At 53.9% G+C, this 15929-nt stretch carries 14 protein-coding genes, 2 tRNA genes and 1 pseudogene; 4 read left to right on the forward strand and 13 right to left on the reverse strand.

Features of this window, described 5'->3' with window-relative positions; translation table 11 throughout:
* Nucleotides 1-2022, reverse strand: a complete 2022-nt coding sequence (rep, locus tag ACE38U_RS21380; protein WP_038476945.1) for a DNA helicase Rep — start codon at nucleotides 2020-2022, stop codon at nucleotides 1-3.
* 83 nt (nucleotides 2023-2105) lie between these two features.
* On the opposite strand from rep, the gene ppiC reads away from it, so the two are divergent.
* Nucleotides 2106-2387: a peptidylprolyl isomerase PpiC gene (ppiC, locus tag ACE38U_RS21385; RefSeq protein ID WP_008455569.1), complete on the forward strand. Its 282-nt coding sequence runs from the start codon at nucleotides 2106-2108 to the stop codon at nucleotides 2385-2387.
* A 35-nt stretch (nucleotides 2388-2422) separates the two neighbouring features.
* Here the strand turns inward: ppiC and ACE38U_RS21390 are convergent, their stop codons facing one another.
* From ACE38U_RS21390 to ilvC, 3 genes are all read right to left on the reverse strand, one after another.
* Complete coding sequence (locus ACE38U_RS21390; protein WP_038476948.1) at nucleotides 2423-2800, reverse strand: hypothetical protein; 378 nt, start codon at nucleotides 2798-2800, stop codon at nucleotides 2423-2425.
* On the reverse strand, nucleotides 2797-3237 hold the full coding sequence (locus ACE38U_RS21395; protein WP_375530500.1) for an Rrf2 family transcriptional regulator: 441 nt from the start codon (nucleotides 3235-3237) through the stop codon (nucleotides 2797-2799). Before ACE38U_RS21395 ends, ACE38U_RS21390 begins: the two co-directional genes overlap by 4 nt.
* 89 nt (nucleotides 3238-3326) lie before the next feature.
* Nucleotides 3327-4802: a ketol-acid reductoisomerase gene (ilvC, locus tag ACE38U_RS21400; protein ID WP_038476954.1), complete on the reverse strand. Its 1476-nt coding sequence runs from the start codon at nucleotides 4800-4802 to the stop codon at nucleotides 3327-3329.
* A gap of 165 nt (nucleotides 4803-4967) precedes the next feature.
* Here ilvC and ilvY point away from each other — a divergent pair, with 165 nt between their 5' ends.
* Nucleotides 4968-5861: an HTH-type transcriptional activator IlvY gene (gene ilvY, locus ACE38U_RS21405; protein WP_154189506.1), complete on the forward strand. Its 894-nt coding sequence runs from the start codon at nucleotides 4968-4970 to the stop codon at nucleotides 5859-5861.
* Here ilvY and ilvA read toward each other — a convergent pair.
* The 6 genes from ilvA to ilvL all read right to left on the reverse strand — a co-directional run bounded on the left by ilvA (nucleotide 5858) and on the right by ilvL (nucleotide 12418).
* Nucleotides 5858-7402, reverse strand: coding sequence for a threonine ammonia-lyase, biosynthetic (ilvA, locus tag ACE38U_RS21410; protein WP_038476957.1), 1545 nt, complete (start codon nucleotides 7400-7402; stop codon nucleotides 5858-5860). The two genes, ilvY and ilvA, sit on opposite strands and share 4 nt — an antisense overlap.
* A gap of 2 nt (nucleotides 7403-7404) precedes the next feature.
* Nucleotides 7405-9255 carry a dihydroxy-acid dehydratase gene (ilvD, locus tag ACE38U_RS21415; RefSeq protein ID WP_176982427.1) on the reverse strand — a complete coding sequence of 617 codons (1851 nt, stop codon included), beginning with the start codon at nucleotides 9253-9255 and terminating at the stop codon, nucleotides 7405-7407.
* A gap of 74 nt (nucleotides 9256-9329) precedes the next feature.
* Complete coding sequence (locus ACE38U_RS21420; protein WP_038476963.1) at nucleotides 9330-10259, reverse strand: branched-chain amino acid transaminase; 930 nt, start codon at nucleotides 10257-10259, stop codon at nucleotides 9330-9332.
* Between the two features lie 19 nt (nucleotides 10260-10278).
* Nucleotides 10279-10536 (reverse strand): acetolactate synthase 2 small subunit, encoded by a 258-nt coding sequence (gene ilvM, locus ACE38U_RS21425; RefSeq protein WP_016538957.1) that lies wholly within the window; start codon nucleotides 10534-10536, stop codon nucleotides 10279-10281.
* Nucleotides 10533-12179, reverse strand: a complete 1647-nt coding sequence (gene ilvG / locus ACE38U_RS21430; protein WP_176982428.1) for an acetolactate synthase 2 catalytic subunit — start codon at nucleotides 12177-12179, stop codon at nucleotides 10533-10535. Before ilvG ends, ilvM begins: the two co-directional genes overlap by 4 nt.
* Before the next feature lie 140 nt (nucleotides 12180-12319).
* A complete protein-coding gene (gene ilvL, locus ACE38U_RS21435; RefSeq protein ID WP_071530467.1) occupies nucleotides 12320-12418 on the reverse strand; it encodes an ilv operon leader peptide in 99 nt (32 codons plus the stop codon).
* Between the two features lie 352 nt (nucleotides 12419-12770).
* On the opposite strand from ilvL, the pseudogene ACE38U_RS21440 reads away from it, so the two are divergent.
* Nucleotides 12771-14290, forward strand: a pseudogene (locus ACE38U_RS21440) (YifB family Mg chelatase-like AAA ATPase).
* A gap of 24 nt (nucleotides 14291-14314) precedes the next feature.
* On the opposite strand, the gene ACE38U_RS21445 reads toward ACE38U_RS21440, so the two are convergent.
* Nucleotides 14315-14653 (reverse strand): MaoP family protein, encoded by a 339-nt coding sequence (locus ACE38U_RS21445; protein ID WP_038476973.1) that lies wholly within the window; start codon nucleotides 14651-14653, stop codon nucleotides 14315-14317.
* A gap of 119 nt (nucleotides 14654-14772) precedes the next feature.
* Here ACE38U_RS21445 and hdfR point away from each other — a divergent pair, with 119 nt between their 5' ends.
* Entirely contained in the window at nucleotides 14773-15597 is an 825-nt protein-coding gene (gene hdfR, locus ACE38U_RS21450) for an HTH-type transcriptional regulator HdfR (RefSeq protein ID WP_038476975.1), read from the forward strand.
* 81 nt (nucleotides 15598-15678) lie between these two features.
* Here the strand turns inward: hdfR and ACE38U_RS21455 are convergent.
* Nucleotides 15679-15754 (reverse strand) — tRNA-Trp (locus tag ACE38U_RS21455).
* A 51-nt stretch (nucleotides 15755-15805) separates the two neighbouring features.
* A tRNA-Asp gene (locus ACE38U_RS21460) sits at nucleotides 15806-15882 on the reverse strand.
* Between the last annotated feature and the right edge of the window lie 47 nt (nucleotides 15883-15929).

Consider the following 15929-nt stretch of genomic DNA (forward strand, 5'->3'; position numbering starts at 1 on the left):
CTAGTTTTTACGTGCTTTTGCCAGCATTTCGCGGATGTTGGCTACATTACTCTGCCCTTTTTGCATCCGCTCTTCGGCAGAAACCACCTTCCGTTCGGTTTCCCAGCTTAAATCATCCTGCGGCAACTCCAGCAGGAACCGGCTAGGTTCAGGCCGCACCAGCTCGCCGTACTGACGACGCTCCCGGCAAAGCGTGAACGTCAGCTCTTTCTGAGCTCGGGTGATCCCTACATACGCCAGACGGCGTTCTTCATCCACGTTATCTTCGTCGATGCTGCTTTGGTGTGGCAGGATCCCTTCTTCCATGCCGACGAGGTAGACATAAGGGAACTCCAGCCCCTTAGAAGCATGCAGGGTCATCAGCTGAACCTGATCGGCCTCTTCCTCGCTTTCCCCGCGCTCCATCATGTCGCGCAGCGTAAAGCGCGTCACCACCTGCGTTAAGGTCATCGGCTCATCCAGATCGCTGCCTTCAAGCATTTCCGTCATCCAGCTAAAGAGCTGATTAACGTTTTTCATGCGCATTTCCGCAGCTTTCGGGCTGGGTGACGTTTCGTAAAGCCAGCTTTCATAGTCGATGCCGTGGATAAGGTCACGCACCGCAGCCACCGGCTCACGTTCAGCAAGCGTTGCTACGTCCCGCAGCCAGTGGGTAAAACGCTGCAGTGAGTCAAGGCCGCGCCCGCTAAGCGTCTGGCTTAGCCCCATATCGAAGCTGGCGGTAAACAAACCTTTATTGCGCTGCATCGCCCACTCGCCAAGCTTTTGCAGCGTTGCCGGGCCAATCTCGCGCTTGGGCGTGTTCACTATGCGCAGAAAGGCACTGTCGTCATCCGGATTCGTCAACACGCGCAGGTAGGCAAGCAGATCTTTGATTTCCGGGCGGGAGAAGAAAGATGTGCCGCCGGAGATACGATACGGGATGCGGTTTTGCATCAGCATCTTTTCGAACACTCGCGACTGGTGGTTACCGCGATACAGAATGGCGTAATCTTTGTAGTTGGTTTTATTGATAAAGTGGTGAGCAATAAGCTCCCCGGTGACGCGTTCGGCCTCATGCTCTTCATGATTCGCCGTAACCACTTTTAATTCCGCACCGTGCTCCAGCTCGGAGAAAAGACGTTTCTCAAAAACGTGCGGGTTGTTGGCAATCAGAATGTTTGCCGCATTCAAAATACGACGGGATGAGCGGTAGTTCTGCTCGAGCTTAATCACCTGCAGCGCCGGAAAATCTTTGCTCAGCAGCACCAGATTCTGCGGATTCGCCCCACGCCAGGAATAGATAGACTGGTCATCGTCGCCTACAACGGTAAAACGCGCCCGCGCACCAACAAGCAGTTTCACCAGTTCGTACTGGCTGGTGTTGGTATCCTGGTATTCATCCACCAGCAGATAGCGGATACGGTTTTGCCAGCGTTCGCGAACCTCAGCATTGCGCTGCAGCAGGAGCGTTGGCAGCAAAATAAGATCGTCAAAGTCCAGTACATTACAGGACTTAAGGTGCGTATCGTAAAGGCCATAGCAATGAGCAAAAATACGATCCCGCTCGCCCTTCGCCTGCGCGGCGGCCTGAGCCGGAGACAGCAAACCGTTCTTCCAGTTAGAAATCGTCGAAATCAGCTGCTGGAGAAGCACTTTGTCGTTTTCCAGCAGCCCCTCGGTTAGCTCTTTTAACAACGCGGTCTGATCGGTATCGTCGAACAGCGAAAAATTAGATTTCATCCCTAGCGCCGCGTACTCGCGCTTGATGATTTCCAGCCCCAGCGTGTGGAATGTAGAAATCATCAGCCCACGCGCTTCTTTACGTCCCAGCGTTTGCGAGACGCGCTCTTTCATTTCGCGGGCGGCCTTATTGGTAAAAGTTACCGCCGCAATCTGGCGCGCCTGATAGCCACTTTCGCGGATCAGATGTGCAATTTTATTGGTGATTACGCGCGTTTTACCCGAACCAGCCCCGGCCAATACCAGGCAGGGTCCGGTGACAAATTCGACGGCTTGTTGTTGGCCAGGGTTTAAACGCATATGGTCACTCAATGAAAGTCAGGAGGGGACAAAAACAGCGTGGTAGTATAGCGAGCGTAATCAACATGACTCAAGGCACTATCATGGCAAAAACCGCAGCAGCACTGCATATCCTTGTAAAGGAAGAAAAACTGGCTCTGGACCTTCTGGAGCAGCTGAAAAACGGCGGCGACTTCGAGAAACTGGCGAAGAAGCACTCTACCTGCCCGTCCGGCAAAAAAGGCGGCCACTTAGGTGAATTCCGCCAGGGCCAGATGGTTCCTGCATTTGATAAAGTGGTGTTCTCCTGCCCGCTGCTGGAGCCTTACGGCCCGCTGCATACCCAGTTCGGCTACCACATCATCAAAGTGCTGTACCGCAACTGAGTTTAAGGCCGGGTTCCCGGCCTTTTCTTTACTCTTTATTTCGTCGACTGCAAAGTTTGCTGAGCTTCATGCTTCAGCAAATGCGTGCCGACCGCCATCTGGAACACTTTAAAAATAATGCCGTTCACGAAGGTGGTTAGCGTGAGGGTAACAAACGCCGTCATTATCCAGTCAATCACCGGCATCCCGCTGTGCAGCAAATACGGGCGGTAAATCAGCATACCGGCAAACACCACCCAGTGGCTCAGGCAATAGAAGCATTGGAAGAGATGGCCCAGCATCGCGTTCTTTTTCACCGTCCAGCGGCGTAAACCGGCAAACAGTTCCGTTTGCGTGATGGTCATCGAAATGCTGGCGGCGGCCAGCGCGATCATCAGACAGACCGGCAGGTCGGTAGTTAAAGTAGAAATCATGCCTCGTGCCCCTTTTCGTTGAAATAGCTAATAAATTCGCTGCCTATATCCTGCAACGTCAGGCCCTTAAAGCGTGCCAGCACCAGCTCTTCGGCCGCAGCAAAGGTATCGGACATCACTCGGTTTACCCCCTGCTCCACCAGGCACTGCGGGTTTTCATTGCGATTACCTAGCGCAAACAGGCCGGGTGAACCCAACGCCAGATAGATATCCAGCAACGTAACCTCGCTGGCAGGACAGCAAAGCTTCCAGCCGCCGTGATGCCCTTTGGTCGAGCAGACGATTTTGTTCTCGCGCAGGCCGGCAAGCACTTTACGAATAAACGCCGGATTACCGTCAATAAAAGCGGCCATTTGTTCCGAGGTTAGCGGTTTTTCCATCTGCTCCAGGTGAAGCAGGATGTGCAGCGTGGCTGAGAAGGAGTTATTTGTTTTCATGTAACTTACAATATTACATAAAAAGAAAAACGGCAAGACGACGGGCACAAAAAAAGGCGCCTGAGCGCCTTTTTCGTATTGCTAAATAATTAGCCAGCAACAGCAATGCGTTTCATATCAGTCATATAGCCACGCAGTTTCTTGCCCACTTTTTCAATTTCATGATGACGAATCGCTTCGTTAACGTCACGCAGCTGGGCATTGTCTACCGCGGCTGCCGGGATCTCTTTACCCAGGTCGCCCGGTTGCAGAGTGGTCATGAACTCTTTCAGCAGCGGAACGGCGGCATACGAGAACAGGTAGTTACCGTATTCGGCGGTATCAGAGATAACCACGTTCATTTCGTACAGGCGCTTACGTGCAATGGTGTTAGCAATCAGCGGCAGCTCGTGCAGGGACTCGTAGTATGCAGACTCTTCGATGATGCCGGCATCAACCATGGTTTCGAAGGCCAGCTCAACGCCCGCTTTCACCATCGCGATCATCAGCACGCCTTTATCGAAGTACTCCTGCTCGGAGATCTTGCCTTCAAACTGCGGTGCGGTTTCGAAAGCAGTCTGGCCGGTCTCTTCGCGCCAGGTATGCAGTTTCTTATCATCATTCGCCCAGTCAGCCATCATGCCGGAAGAGAATTCACCGGAGATGATGTCATCCATATGCTTCTGGAACAGTGGAGCCATGATGGTTTTCAGCTGCTCGGACAGCGTGTAAGCACGGATTTTTGCCGGGTTGGACAGGCGATCCATCATCAGCGTAATACCGCCCTGCTTCAGCGCTTCGGTGATAGTTTCCCAGCCGAACTGAATCAGTTTCTCAGCATATGCAGCATCGGTACCTTCCGCCACCAGCTTGTCGAAGCACAGCAGAGAACCCGCCTGCAGCATACCGCACAGGATAGTCTGCTCGCCCATCAGGTCAGATTTCACTTCAGCAACGAAGGAAGACTCCAGCACGCCCGCACGGTGGCCGCCGGTTGCCGCAGCCCAGGCTTTGGCGATTGCCATGCCTTCGCCTTTTGGATCGTTTTCAGGGTGAACGGCGATAAGGGTCGGCACGCCGAAACCACGCTTATATTCTTCACGCACTTCGGTGCCCGGACACTTCGGTGCAACCATCACAACGGTGATATCTTTACGGATAGTTTCACCCACTTCTACCACGTTAAAACCGTGGGAGTAGCCCAGCGCTGCGCCGTCTTTCATCATCGGCTGTACGGCCTGAACAACGGATGAGTGCTGTTTGTCTGGCGTCAGGTTCACAACCAGGTCTGCCTGAGGGATCAGCTCTTCATAGGTGCCGACTTTGAAGCCGTTTTCGGTAGCTTTACGCCAGGAAGCACGCTTCTCAGCGATAGCTTCAGCACGCAGGGCGTAGGAAACATCCAGCCCGGAGTCACGCATGTTCAGGCCCTGGTTAAGGCCCTGAGCGCCGCAGCCGACGATGACGACTTTTTTACCTTTGAGGTAGCTTGCTTCATCGGCGAATTCTTCGCGCCCCATGAAGCGACATTTACCCAACTGCGCTAACTGCTGACGCAGGTTCAAAGTGTTGAAATAATTAGCCATCGTAGAACTCCGTATGTGTCGTGTTGTGCTTATTGTAAGGGCTCTGCAGCCGTGTCGTGCTGCGAAGAATGAACCCACTATATGACAGGAAATGCGTTGCTGAAATTGATATATTAACAACGTCGCGTTGCAATTATTGCAATGCAAAAACGAGGCCTGATGACCATGGATTTACGCGATCTGAAAACCTTTCTGCACCTGGCCGAAAGCCGCCATTTCGGGCGTAGCGCGCGAGCCATGCACGTCAGCCCTTCCACGCTTTCGCGCCAGATCCAGCGGCTTGAAGACGACCTTGGGCAGCCTCTTTTTTTACGTGATAACCGCACCGTAACGCTGACAGAAGCGGGCGAGCAACTCCGCCAGTTTGCCCAGCACACGTTGCTGCAATATCAGCAGATGCGCCACACGCTCGGCCAGCAGGGCCCTTCCCTGAGCGGAGAGCTGCATCTTTTCTGCTCGGTGACCGCCGCCTACAGTCATCTGCCGCCCATTCTTGACCGCTTCCGGGCCGAACATCCCTCCGTTGAAATTAAGCTGACCACGGGTGACGCCGCGGATGCGGTAGAAAAGGTCGACTCCAACGAAGCCGATCTCGCGATTGCCGGAAAGCCTGAATCCCTGCCGCCTGGCGTCGCGTTCTCAATGCTGGAAAATTTATCCGTTGCTTTAATCGCCCCCGCGCTGCCTTGCCCGGTGCGGGCGCAGGTGAGCCAGCCAGAGCCAGACTGGGCTAAGATTCCGTTTATCATGCCCGAGCAGGGGCCCGTTCGTCGCCGTATCGAGCTGTGGTTCCGTCGCCAGAAAATCAGTAATCCTGTGATTTACGCCACCGTCGCCGGGCATGAAGCGATGGTGTCGATGGTGGCGCTGGGGTGCGGGGTTGCGCTAATCCCGGAAATCGTGCTGGAAAACAGCCCCGAGCCGGTACGTAATCGCGTCCTGATCCTCGAACGTAACGATGAGAAAGCCCCGTTTGAACTGGGCGTTTGCGTACAAAAAAAGCGGCTCAATGAGCCGCTTATTAGCGCGTTCTGGAAGCTATTGCCCGGCAGTCACTAGCCCGCCAGGAAGAAACGAAACGCCGGGTTTTGAGTTTCGTCGTGGCATTCGTAGCCCAGCTCATTGAGTCGGGTTTCGAAGTCCGGCTCATTTTCGCCAAGCTCAAACGCCGCCAGCACTCGCCCGTAGTCGGTGCCATGGCTGCGGTAATGGAACAGTGAAATGTTCCAATGCGTCCCCAACGTACTTAGGAACTTCAGCAGTGCGCCCGGTGATTCCGGGAATTCGAAGCTGTACAGCCTTTCACGCAGCGGCTTAGAAGGCCGTCCGCCGACCATGTAACGAACGTGCAGTTTCGCCATCTCATCGTCGGAGAGATCTACCACGCCGTAGCCACCCTCGCTCAGCTGAGCAATGATCTCTTTGCGTTCTTCCAGACCACGAGTCAGGCGCACGCCGACAAAAATGCAGGCATTGTCAGAGCTGGCGTAGCGGTAGTTGAACTCGGTAACCGAGCGCCCGCCCAACAGCTGGCAAAACTTCAGGAAACTGCCTTTTTGCTCGGGAATGGTAACCGCAAGCAGCGCTTCCCGCTGCTCGCCCAGCTCACAGCGCTCGGAGACATAGCGCAATCCGTGGAAATTCACGTTTGCACCAGACAGCACGTGCGCCAGACGTTCGCCGCGAATGTTGTGCTGCTGCACGTATTTTTTCATTCCTGCCAACGCCAGCGCGCCGGATGGCTCTGCAACGGCGCGGACGTCTTCGAACAAATCCTTCATCGCCGCGCAGATAGCATCGCTGTCCACGGTGATGATGTCGTCCAGGTATTCCTGGCAAACGCGGAACGTCTCGTCACCGATACGCTTAACCGCAACGCCCTCGGCAAACAGCCCTACACGCGGCAGCTCAACCGGCTTCCCGGCTTCCAGGGCCGCCTTCAGGCAGGCTGAATCTTCCGCTTCGACCGCGATCACTTTGATCTGTGGCATCAGCTGTTTGATCAGAACCGCTACGCCTGCCGCCAGGCCACCGCCGCCCACCGGAACGAATACGCGATCGATATGCGCATCCTGCTGGAGCAGCTCCAGCGCCAGCGTGCCCTGTCCGGCGATAACCGCCGGGTGGTCAAACGGAGGCACGTAGGTGAAGCCTTGCAGTTGCGAAAGTTCGACGGCTTTGGCTTTTGCCTCATCGAAATTCGCGCCGTGCAGCAAGACTTCGCCGCCAAAGGCTCGCACGGCGTCGACTTTGATATCTGCAGTGGCCACCGGCATAACGATCAGCGATTTAATGCCAAGCCGGGTGGACGAGAGCGCAACGCCCTGGGCGTGATTTCCCGCAGAAGCGGTGATGACGCCGCTGGCTTTTTGCTCGCTGTTCAGGCCAGCAATCATCGCGTAAGCGCCACGCAGCTTGAAGCTGTGTACGGGCTGACGGTCTTCACGCTTGACCAGAATGACGTTATCAAGGCGCGAAGAAAGCTTCTCCATTTTCTGCAACGGCGTTACCTGCGCAACTTCGTAAACCGGAGCACGCAGTACCGCACGCAGATATTCAGCCCCGCAGGGGGCGTCGGGTAGCGGTTGTGACTCAGCCATGGTTAGCCTCCAAGCTTGCTTTTGTCGCGCACAGCGCCTTTATCCGCACTGGTGGCAAGGCTCGCATAAGCACGCAGAGCGAAAGAAACCTGGCGTTCACGATTGCGAGGAGTCCATGCCGCTTCACCGCGAGCTTCCTGCGCTTCACGACGCGCCGCCATCTCCTGGTCGGTCAGCTGCAGCTGAATACCACGGTTAGGAATATCGATGGCAATCATGTCGCCGTCTTCAATCAGGGCAATGTTGCCGCCGCTGGCTGCTTCCGGAGAAACGTGACCGATCGACAGGCCAGAAGTCCCGCCGGAGAAACGACCGTCGGTGACCAGCGCGCAGGCTTTACCCAGCCCCATCGATTTCAGGAAGGTTGTTGGGTAGAGCATTTCCTGCATGCCAGGCCCGCCTTTCGGCCCTTCGTAGCGGATAACAACCACATCACCCGCAACGACTTTACCGCCGAGGATGGCTTCTACCGCATCGTCCTGGCTTTCATAAACTTTGGCTGGACCGCGGAATACCAGGCTGCCTTCGTCTACGCCAGCCGTTTTAACGATGCAGCCATTTTCCGCAAAGTTACCGTACAGAACGGCCAGGCCACCGTCTTTGCTGTAAGCATTTTCCAGTGAGCGAATACAACCTTCAGCGCGATCGTCATCCAGCGTGTCCCAACGACAGTTCTGCGAGAAGGCCTGGGTGGTACGAATGCCCGCAGGACCCGCACGGAACATCGTTTTCACCGCTTCGTCTTTGGTCAGCATCACATCGTATTGCTCAAGGGTCTGTGGCAGCGAAAGACCAAGGACGTTTTTTACCTCACGGTTCAACAGCCCGGCGCGATCCAGCTCGCCGAGGATCCCCAGAACGCCGCCGGCACGGTGGACGTCTTCCATATGATATTTCTGGGTGCTTGGTGCGACTTTACACAGCTGAGGAACCTTGCGGGACAGCTGGTCAATATCGGTCATGGTGAAGTCGATTTCAGCTTCTTGCGCAGCAGCCAGCAGGTGCAGAACGGTGTTAGTGGAGCCGCCCATGGCGATATCCAGCGTCATGGCATTTTCGAACGCCGCTTTGCTGGCGATGTTGCGTGGCAGCGCGCTGGCATCGTCCTGTTCGTAATAACGTTTGGTCAGTTCGACAATGCGCTTACCGGCGTTCAGGAACAGCTCTTTACGATCGGCGTGGGTTGCCAGCAGCGAACCGTTGCCCGGCTGGGACAGGCCCAGCGCTTCGGTCAGGCAGTTCATGGAGTTGGCGGTAAACATCCCCGAACAGGAGCCGCAGGTCGGGCACGCAGAGCGTTCAACCTGCTCGCTTTGCTCGTCAGAAACTTTCGGGTCCGCGCCCTGAATCATCGCATCCACCAGATCGAGCTTGATGATCTGGTCAGAAAGTTTTGTTTTGCCGGCTTCCATCGGGCCACCGGAAACGAAGATCACCGGAATGTTCAGGCGTAGCGAGGCCATCAACATCCCTGGGGTGATTTTGTCGCAGTTAGAGATACAAACCATGGCATCGGCGCAGTGAGCGTTGACCATGTACTCAACCGAGTCGGCGATCAGCTCGCGGGACGGCAGTGAATAGAGCATGCCGCCGTGCCCCATGGCGATACCGTCATCCACCGCAATGGTATTGAACTCTTTCGCTACGCCGCCGGAGGCTTCGATTTGCTCGGCAACAAGTTTACCCAGATCGCGCAGGTGAACGTGACCCGGTACGAATTGGGTAAAGGAGTTTACGACCGCAATAATCGGTTTGCCGAAATCGGCGTCGGTCATCCCCGTTGCGCGCCACAGAGCGCGGGCACCCGCCATATTACGGCCGTGGGTTGTGGTGGCGGAACGATACTTAGGCATGCTTTATTTACTCCAGTCTGTCGGGTAGCAGGCGGTCAGTTGCCGCCCGCCTGATTATATTTTTTGTTTAAGACTTATGGGTTTACCTGATCTAACCAGCCCCATTTGTCTTCGGTTTCGCCGGTGAACAGGCCAAAGAATGCCTGTTGAATACGTTTGGTGACCGGGCCACAGCGGCCTTCGCCCACCTGGATGCGGTCTACGCTGCGTACCGGGGTGATTTCCGCGGCGGTACCGGACATGAAGACTTCGTCGGCCAGATACAGAGATTCACGTGAGAGCACCTGTTCGCGCACTTCGATACCCAGGTCTTTTGCCAGTTTGATAATCGCGTCTCGGGTAATGCCCGGCAGCGCTGAAGAGGTGAATGGAGGGGTGTAAATTACGCCGTCTTTCACTTCAAACAGGTTTTCGCCCGCGCCTTCTGACAGGAAGCCGTTCACATCCAGCGCGATACCTTCCTGATAACCGTGGCGACGCGCTTCGCTACCGACAAGCAGGGAAGAAAGGTAGTTACCACCCGCTTTTGCTGCGGTTGGAATGGTGTTTGGTGCCGCACGGTTCCAGGAAGAGACCATTGCATCAATCCCCTGATCCAGCGCTTCAGCGCCCAGATAAGCGCCCCACGGGAAGGCCGCAATGATCACGTCAGTGGTGTATCCGTCCGGCGGGTTAACGCCCATGCCTACGTCGCCAACAAAGACCAGAGGGCGAATGTATGCGCTGGTGAGGTTATTTTTACGGATAACCGCACGGCAGGCTTCCATCAGTTCATCCACGCTTTGCGATACCGGGAAGCGATAGATTTTTGCTGAGTCACGCAAACGCTGCATGTGTTCGCGATGGCGGAACACCACTGGCCCTTTGTGCGAGTCGTAGCAACGGATACCTTCGAAGACCGAAGTACCGTAGTGCAGCGCGTGGGACATTACGTGTACTTTCGCTTCTCCCCACGGGGTCATCTCGCCATTGAACCAGATGTAATCAGCTTTCTTGGTCGTCATTGTTCTCTTCCTTTTGCGCTCAGGCGCGGATTTGTTGTGATGTTGGTTGCTGGATTTCAACGCAGGCGACGTCAACCAGCTTACTTAATTGGGTAAACAGTAATTCGACAGGGCGCAGACTCGCAACGGTCAATTCAATATTAATATTGTCGGTATTTCCCGCCGCGGCCATATTCATAGCGCAGATCTGAAAGCCACGATGGCGTACCACGCGTAAAACACGCTCTAACGTTTCCGGGCGAAAGCGAGCCTGCACTGCCAGCTGGTGCTGCATCATGATAATTTCTCCAACATTTGCGAGTTACTGGCACCTGGAGGTACCAACGGCCAGACGTTTTCGTACTCATCAATCGAGACGTGAAGCATGTACGGGCCGTCGCTGTTCAACAGGGCGTCTAACGCGGCTTCTACCTGGTCTTTGCGGGTGATGTGCTGACCAGGAATGCCGAAGGCACTGGCCAGCGTGAGGAAATCAGGGTTATCGGTCAGGGTGGTTTCGCTGTAGCGTTCTTCAAAAAACAGCTGCTGCCACTGCCTCACCATCCCCAGGCGTTGGTTATCCAGCAGCAGGATTTTGACCGGTAACTGCTTGCGCTTAATGGTGCCCAGTTCCTGAACATTCATCATGAAAGAGCCATCGCCAGACACGCAGATAACCGTATCTTCGCGTCTGGCAACCTGCGCCCCAACGGCGGCCGGTAAACCAAAGCCCATCGTGCCCAGGCCACTGGAAGTGATGAAGTTTTCCGGGCGAGTGAAGGTCATGTGCTGTGCGGTCCACATCTGATGCTGGCCTACGTCGGTGGTCACAACGGCTTCTGCTGATTTGCGCTCAGAGAGCTGCTTCAACAACAGCGGGGCATAGATAGCCTGGCCCGGATGGTCGTAGCGCCACTGGTGTTCTTCGTTCAGGGCCGCGATATGCTGCTGCCATGAAGCAATGTGCAACGGCTGTTGCAAGGCAGGTAAAAGCTGGTTCAGCGGCCCCTGCAACCCAACATGCGCCTGGCGCAGCTTACTCAGCTCCGCAGGATCGATATCCATGTGGATAACTTTGGCATGAGGCGCAAAGGTATTCAGCTTGCCGGTAACGCGATCGTCAAAGCGGGCGCCAACGGCCAACAGCAGATCGCATTCCTGAACGGCGAGGTTTGCCGCTTTGGTGCCGTGCATTCCCAGCATACCGGTATAAAACGGATGGTTAGCAGGCACAGCACCCAAGCCTTTCAGAGTGACCGTCGAAGGCATACCTGTCACGGAGATAAACTCACGGAGCGCCGGAACAGCCTGAGCTATGCCAACGCCACCGCCCACGTAAAGCATTGGCTTTTTGGCATGAGCGAGCATTTCGCGGGCTTGCTGCAGCCCGGCAAATGGCAGATCGGTCTCATCTTCAACGGCTGAAAGCCAGGCTTCAGGCTCACCAATTGCCAGCTGGATATCTTTTGGAATATCGACCAATACCGGGCCAGGGCGGCCTGAATGGGCAATCTCAAATGCCTCGGCAAGCACACGTGGCAATTCATCAAGGGATTCAACGAGGAAGCTGTGTTTAGTGCAGGCGAGTGACAGGCCCAGGACGTCAACTTCCTGGAAAGCATCGGTGCCTATCAGAGGAGCGGCCACCTGGCCGGTGATAGCCACAACGGGGACAGAATCTAACAGCGCATCAGCAAGACCGGTTAACAGATTGGTCGCGCCAGGACCGGAAGTCGCGATACAAACGCCGGTTTTGCCCGTAGAGCGAGCATAACCGATAGCCGCCATTGCCGCGCCTTGCTCATGGCGACACAGTAGATGTTCCACACCACCGTCGTACAAAGCATCGTACACCGGCATAATCGCGCCGCCAGGATAACCGAAAACTGTTTCAACACCCTGCGCTCGCAACGCATGTACTACCCACTGTGCACCATTCATAGTTAGTTCCCCGTCTCATTACCGGATAAACAGCATTTTATTCTGCAACACATACTCTGCTCCTCGCTTTACATTCTTCAGTCAACAAAAAACCCCCGGACCTTTCGGTGCGGGGGTTCTTTTCGATTCAGGCTTGATTTTTAAGCCTTTCTCTCTCCAAGTGCAGCCCCGCACGGTGGGATAATAATCACCACCACGCTAATCACGACCAGGCTAATCACTCGTAGAAGGGCTGTCATTTTCTGTATGTTCTAACGTCTAGTTCGAAGTAATGCCTACAGAGTTATCACAGAGTTTACGTAAAGCACAATATTTTTTTATGACGAAAAGATCGCTGCAGAAATTAATTAGCATAAAAACTATTTAATTTCAGTGGATAACGAGAACGTGAAAATAATTCACAAAACTGGTCTGCTGAGACCATTTTCTACGTAATACCAGTAAAAAGTTATTGTTCTGCGATCGCCCTTGCAGGAAGAGCTGTAAAAAAGAAAGTGTTCGAAAAAGTCAGGGAGATACTTCCCAGAGCATTAAAAGAACAATGTTTAATCATCCAGGAGGCCGGCAGAATAAAATTTTCACGGAGGAAAAATGTCACTGTCGGTTGTCTATACCAGAGCAGCGCTAGGCATTCATGCCCCACAGGTTACGGTTGAAGTGCATATCAGCGCAGGCTTACCCGGCCTTACCCTGGTGGGCCTGCCAGAGACAACCGTTAGAGAAGCTCGCGACCGGGTCAGAAGCGCGCTGATCAACAGCGGTACACTTTTCCGGCACGCAAAATCACCATAAACCTTGCGCCGGCCGATCTTCCCAAAGAAGGTGGGCGATACGATTTACCTATTGCCCTGGCGCTACTCGCAGCCTCTGAGCAGCTAAGCACATCAAGGCTGACACAGATAGAATTTATCGGTGAGCTCGCGTTAACAGGCGAATTACGTGGTGTTTCAGGCGCAATATCCTCAGCCATGGAGGCATTAAACAGAGGCCGGGAAGTCGTTGTTCCCGCAGAAAACGAGGATGAGGTAGGCCTGATAGCTAAACCGGGCTGTTTCGTCGCCACACACCTGACGGAAGTCTGTGCATGGCTGGAAGGAAAAAGCGAACTGCGTGCGCCTGTCAGTCCTGCATTATGGCAAGCCCATAACGCTGAAGACATGAACGAAATTATCGGGCAAAGCCAGGGAAAACGAGCACTAGAAATTGCTGCAGCCGGCGGGCATAACCTTTTGCTGATAGGCCCTCCGGGAACGGGGAAAACCATGCTGGCGAGCCGACTTAATACGCTTCTTCCTCCCTTGAACGATGCTGAAGCGCTACAGAGCGCAGCTATCCTGAGCCTGGTGCAATTATCTCACCTTCATCGCCACTGGCGTCAGCGGCCATTCAGAGCGCCTCACCATAGCGCCTCCTTAACCTCTGTCGTAGGGGGTGGGTCGATCCCACAGCCCGGGGAAATTTCATTAGCACACAATGGCGTATTATTTCTGGATGAGCTTCCGGAATTTGAGCGCCGGGTACTGGACTCGCTCAGGGAGCCAATTGAGTCCGGAGAAATTCATATCTCCCGTACTCGAGCCAAAATTACCTATCCAGCAGATTTTCAACTTATCGCAGCCATGAATCCCAGCCCGACCGGGCACTATGAAGGCAATCACAATCGCTCCACGCCACAGCAGACTCTTCGCTATATGAATCGCCTCTCAGGGCCTTTCCTCGATCGTTTTGACCTCTCAGTGGATATTCCGCTTCTCCCGGCAGGGATGCTCAGTAAGACAAGTAATAACGAAGAGAAGAGCGAGGTGATAAGAGCAAGGGTTAATGAAACACGTAACAGGCAGTTCTTAAGGCAGGATAAGCTTAATGCCCGGCTCAGCAACCATGAGATCCGCGAACACTGTGCGCTTGTTCAGGATGATGCGATTTGGCTGGAGGAAACGCTGTTGAAGCTGGGATTATCTGTCAGGGCATGGCAGCGTCTTTTGAAAGTCGCACGTACCATCGCGGACTTACAGCATTGCGAGCAGATAACACGCACGCATCTCCAGGAGGCGCTCAGCTACCGTACCATCGATCGCCTGTTGCTGCATCTGCACAGGTTAACGGAATAAAAAATGGGGCTTTCGCCCCATTTTTTAATCATCGCTGTCGGTGTAGTCTTCAACGGTGTCCATCTGCGGTTTACCGCCGGACAGGGTATGAAAACGTTTTGGACGTTTGATACGTGCCATGTACTTGCTCCAGACACGTTCCGCCTCCGTAGCAGGCTCACGTACACCGCGGCACACAGCCACAAACTGCACTTCTTCTTCAGTACCGGGTTCGCGCTTGCCGAGATCCAGCTCATTGAACGCAAAACCATGGCGTTCTAACAGCTGCGCCTCTTTGATGGTGAAATCACCATGGCGAGCAAACCCGCGCGGATAATGTTTATTGTCGAAAAACCGATTAGTCGTCGTAAAGCTTTCCGCCATCCTACACGCTCCTGATTTTCTTGGCCGAGCTATTTATGGCGCGGAGTATTAGTTACGCTTGACAGAGTGTAAAACAAAACATTTAAATCATAACGACAAATTATTTTTTGGAGTAAGGCGTGGACACCGAATTACTAAAAACCTTCCTGGAAGTTAGCAGAACACGGCATTTTGGTCGCGCTGCAGAAGCACTTTATTTGACGCAGTCTGCGGTAAGCTTTCGCATCCGGCAGCTCGAAAATCAGCTGGGCGTAAACCTTTTTACCCGCCACCGCAATAACATACGGCTGACAACTGCCGGGGAGCGCCTTCTGCCCTACGCGGAAAATCTGATGAATACATGGTTAGCGGCGAAAAAGGAGGTATCGCACACTTCTCAGCACAATCAGCTAACGCTTGGTGCCAGCGCATCGCTTTGGGAAAGCATGCTTTCTGAATGGTTAATTGCGCTTTATCAACAGCATAATGGCCTACAGTTCGAAGCACGAATTGCACAACGCCAGTCACTGGTCAAACAGCTCCATGAACGCCAGCTGGATCTGTTACTCACAACAGAAGCGCCCAAAATGGATGAGTTTTCCAGCCAGCTGCTGGGGTATTTCAGCATGGGGCTTTACGCTCCCTCGCAGGAAAGCCGTAAAGATTCACTCAACTATTTACGCATTGAATGGGGTGCGGATTTTCATCAGCACGAAGCCGGTCTCATCGGTAACGATGACATTCCCGTGTTAACCACCAGTTCGGCAAAAATAGCCTGCAAGCTGCTCTCTGAACTTAATGGCTGTACCTTCCTCCCGGTTGAATGGGCAAAGGAACAGTCCGGGATCTGGCCAGTAGCGGAAAGTGCTACGCTTTCCAGACCATTGTATGCCGTCTGGCTGCAAAACACTGATAAGCAAAATATTATTAAAGAGTTATTAAAGACACCATTAATGGCGCAGTAATGCGCTTTTAATAGCAAAGAACGTAAAGGAGAGGGGTATTTTGGACAAAAAAAATCCTTTGCATAAGCAAAGGATTATATATGGCAGGGGCGGAGAGACTCGAACTCGCGACACCCGGTTTTGGAGACCGGTGCTCTACCAACTGAGCTACGCCCCTAAATTTTTCTACTATTAAGCCTGCTTAATTAGCAGGCTTAATTTTAATAAGTGGCGGAACGGACGGGACTCGAACCCGCGACCCCCTGCGTGACAGGCAGGTATTCTAACCGACTGAACTACCGCTCCACCGAATTTTTCTACAACCACTGACTGTTACATCAGCTTACTGCTTA

This window comes from Cedecea selenatireducens (genome assembly GCF_042138895.1).
Taxonomy (GTDB): Bacteria; Pseudomonadota; Gammaproteobacteria; order Enterobacterales; family Enterobacteriaceae; genus Cedecea; species Cedecea selenatireducens.

What these genes read in the sequence shown, in the direction of transcription:
- ACE38U_RS21445 (WP_038476973.1), bottom strand. Translation starts at nt 14,653, where the DNA reads ATGGCGGAAAGCTTTACGACGACTAATCGGTTTTTCGACAATAAACAT.
- ilvL (WP_071530467.1), bottom strand. Translation starts at nt 12,418, where the DNA reads ATGACAGCCCTTCTACGAGTGATTAGCCTGGTCGTGATTAGCGTGGTG.
- ACE38U_RS21390 (WP_038476948.1), bottom strand. Translation starts at nt 2,800, where the DNA reads ATGATTTCTACTTTAACTACCGACCTGCCGGTCTGTCTGATGATCGCG.
- ilvC (WP_038476954.1), bottom strand. Translation starts at nt 4,802, where the DNA reads ATGGCTAATTATTTCAACACTTTGAACCTGCGTCAGCAGTTAGCGCAG.
- ilvD (WP_176982427.1), bottom strand. Translation starts at nt 9,255, where the DNA reads ATGCCTAAGTATCGTTCCGCCACCACAACCCACGGCCGTAATATGGCG.
- ilvM (WP_016538957.1), bottom strand. Translation starts at nt 10,536, where the DNA reads ATGATGCAGCACCAGCTGGCAGTGCAGGCTCGCTTTCGCCCGGAAACG.
- ilvA (WP_038476957.1), bottom strand. Translation starts at nt 7,402, where the DNA reads ATGGCTGAGTCACAACCGCTACCCGACGCCCCCTGCGGGGCTGAATAT.
- ACE38U_RS21395 (WP_375530500.1), bottom strand. Translation starts at nt 3,237, where the DNA reads ATGAAAACAAATAACTCCTTCTCAGCCACGCTGCACATCCTGCTTCAC.
- ilvY (WP_154189506.1), top strand. Translation starts at nt 4,968, where the DNA reads ATGGATTTACGCGATCTGAAAACCTTTCTGCACCTGGCCGAAAGCCGC.
- ACE38U_RS21420 (WP_038476963.1), bottom strand. Translation starts at nt 10,259, where the DNA reads ATGACGACCAAGAAAGCTGATTACATCTGGTTCAATGGCGAGATGACC.
- ppiC (WP_008455569.1), top strand. Translation starts at nt 2,106, where the DNA reads ATGGCAAAAACCGCAGCAGCACTGCATATCCTTGTAAAGGAAGAAAAA.
- ilvG (WP_176982428.1), bottom strand. Translation starts at nt 12,179, where the DNA reads ATGAATGGTGCACAGTGGGTAGTACATGCGTTGCGAGCGCAGGGTGTT.
- rep (WP_038476945.1), bottom strand. Translation starts at nt 2,022, where the DNA reads ATGCGTTTAAACCCTGGCCAACAACAAGCCGTCGAATTTGTCACCGGA.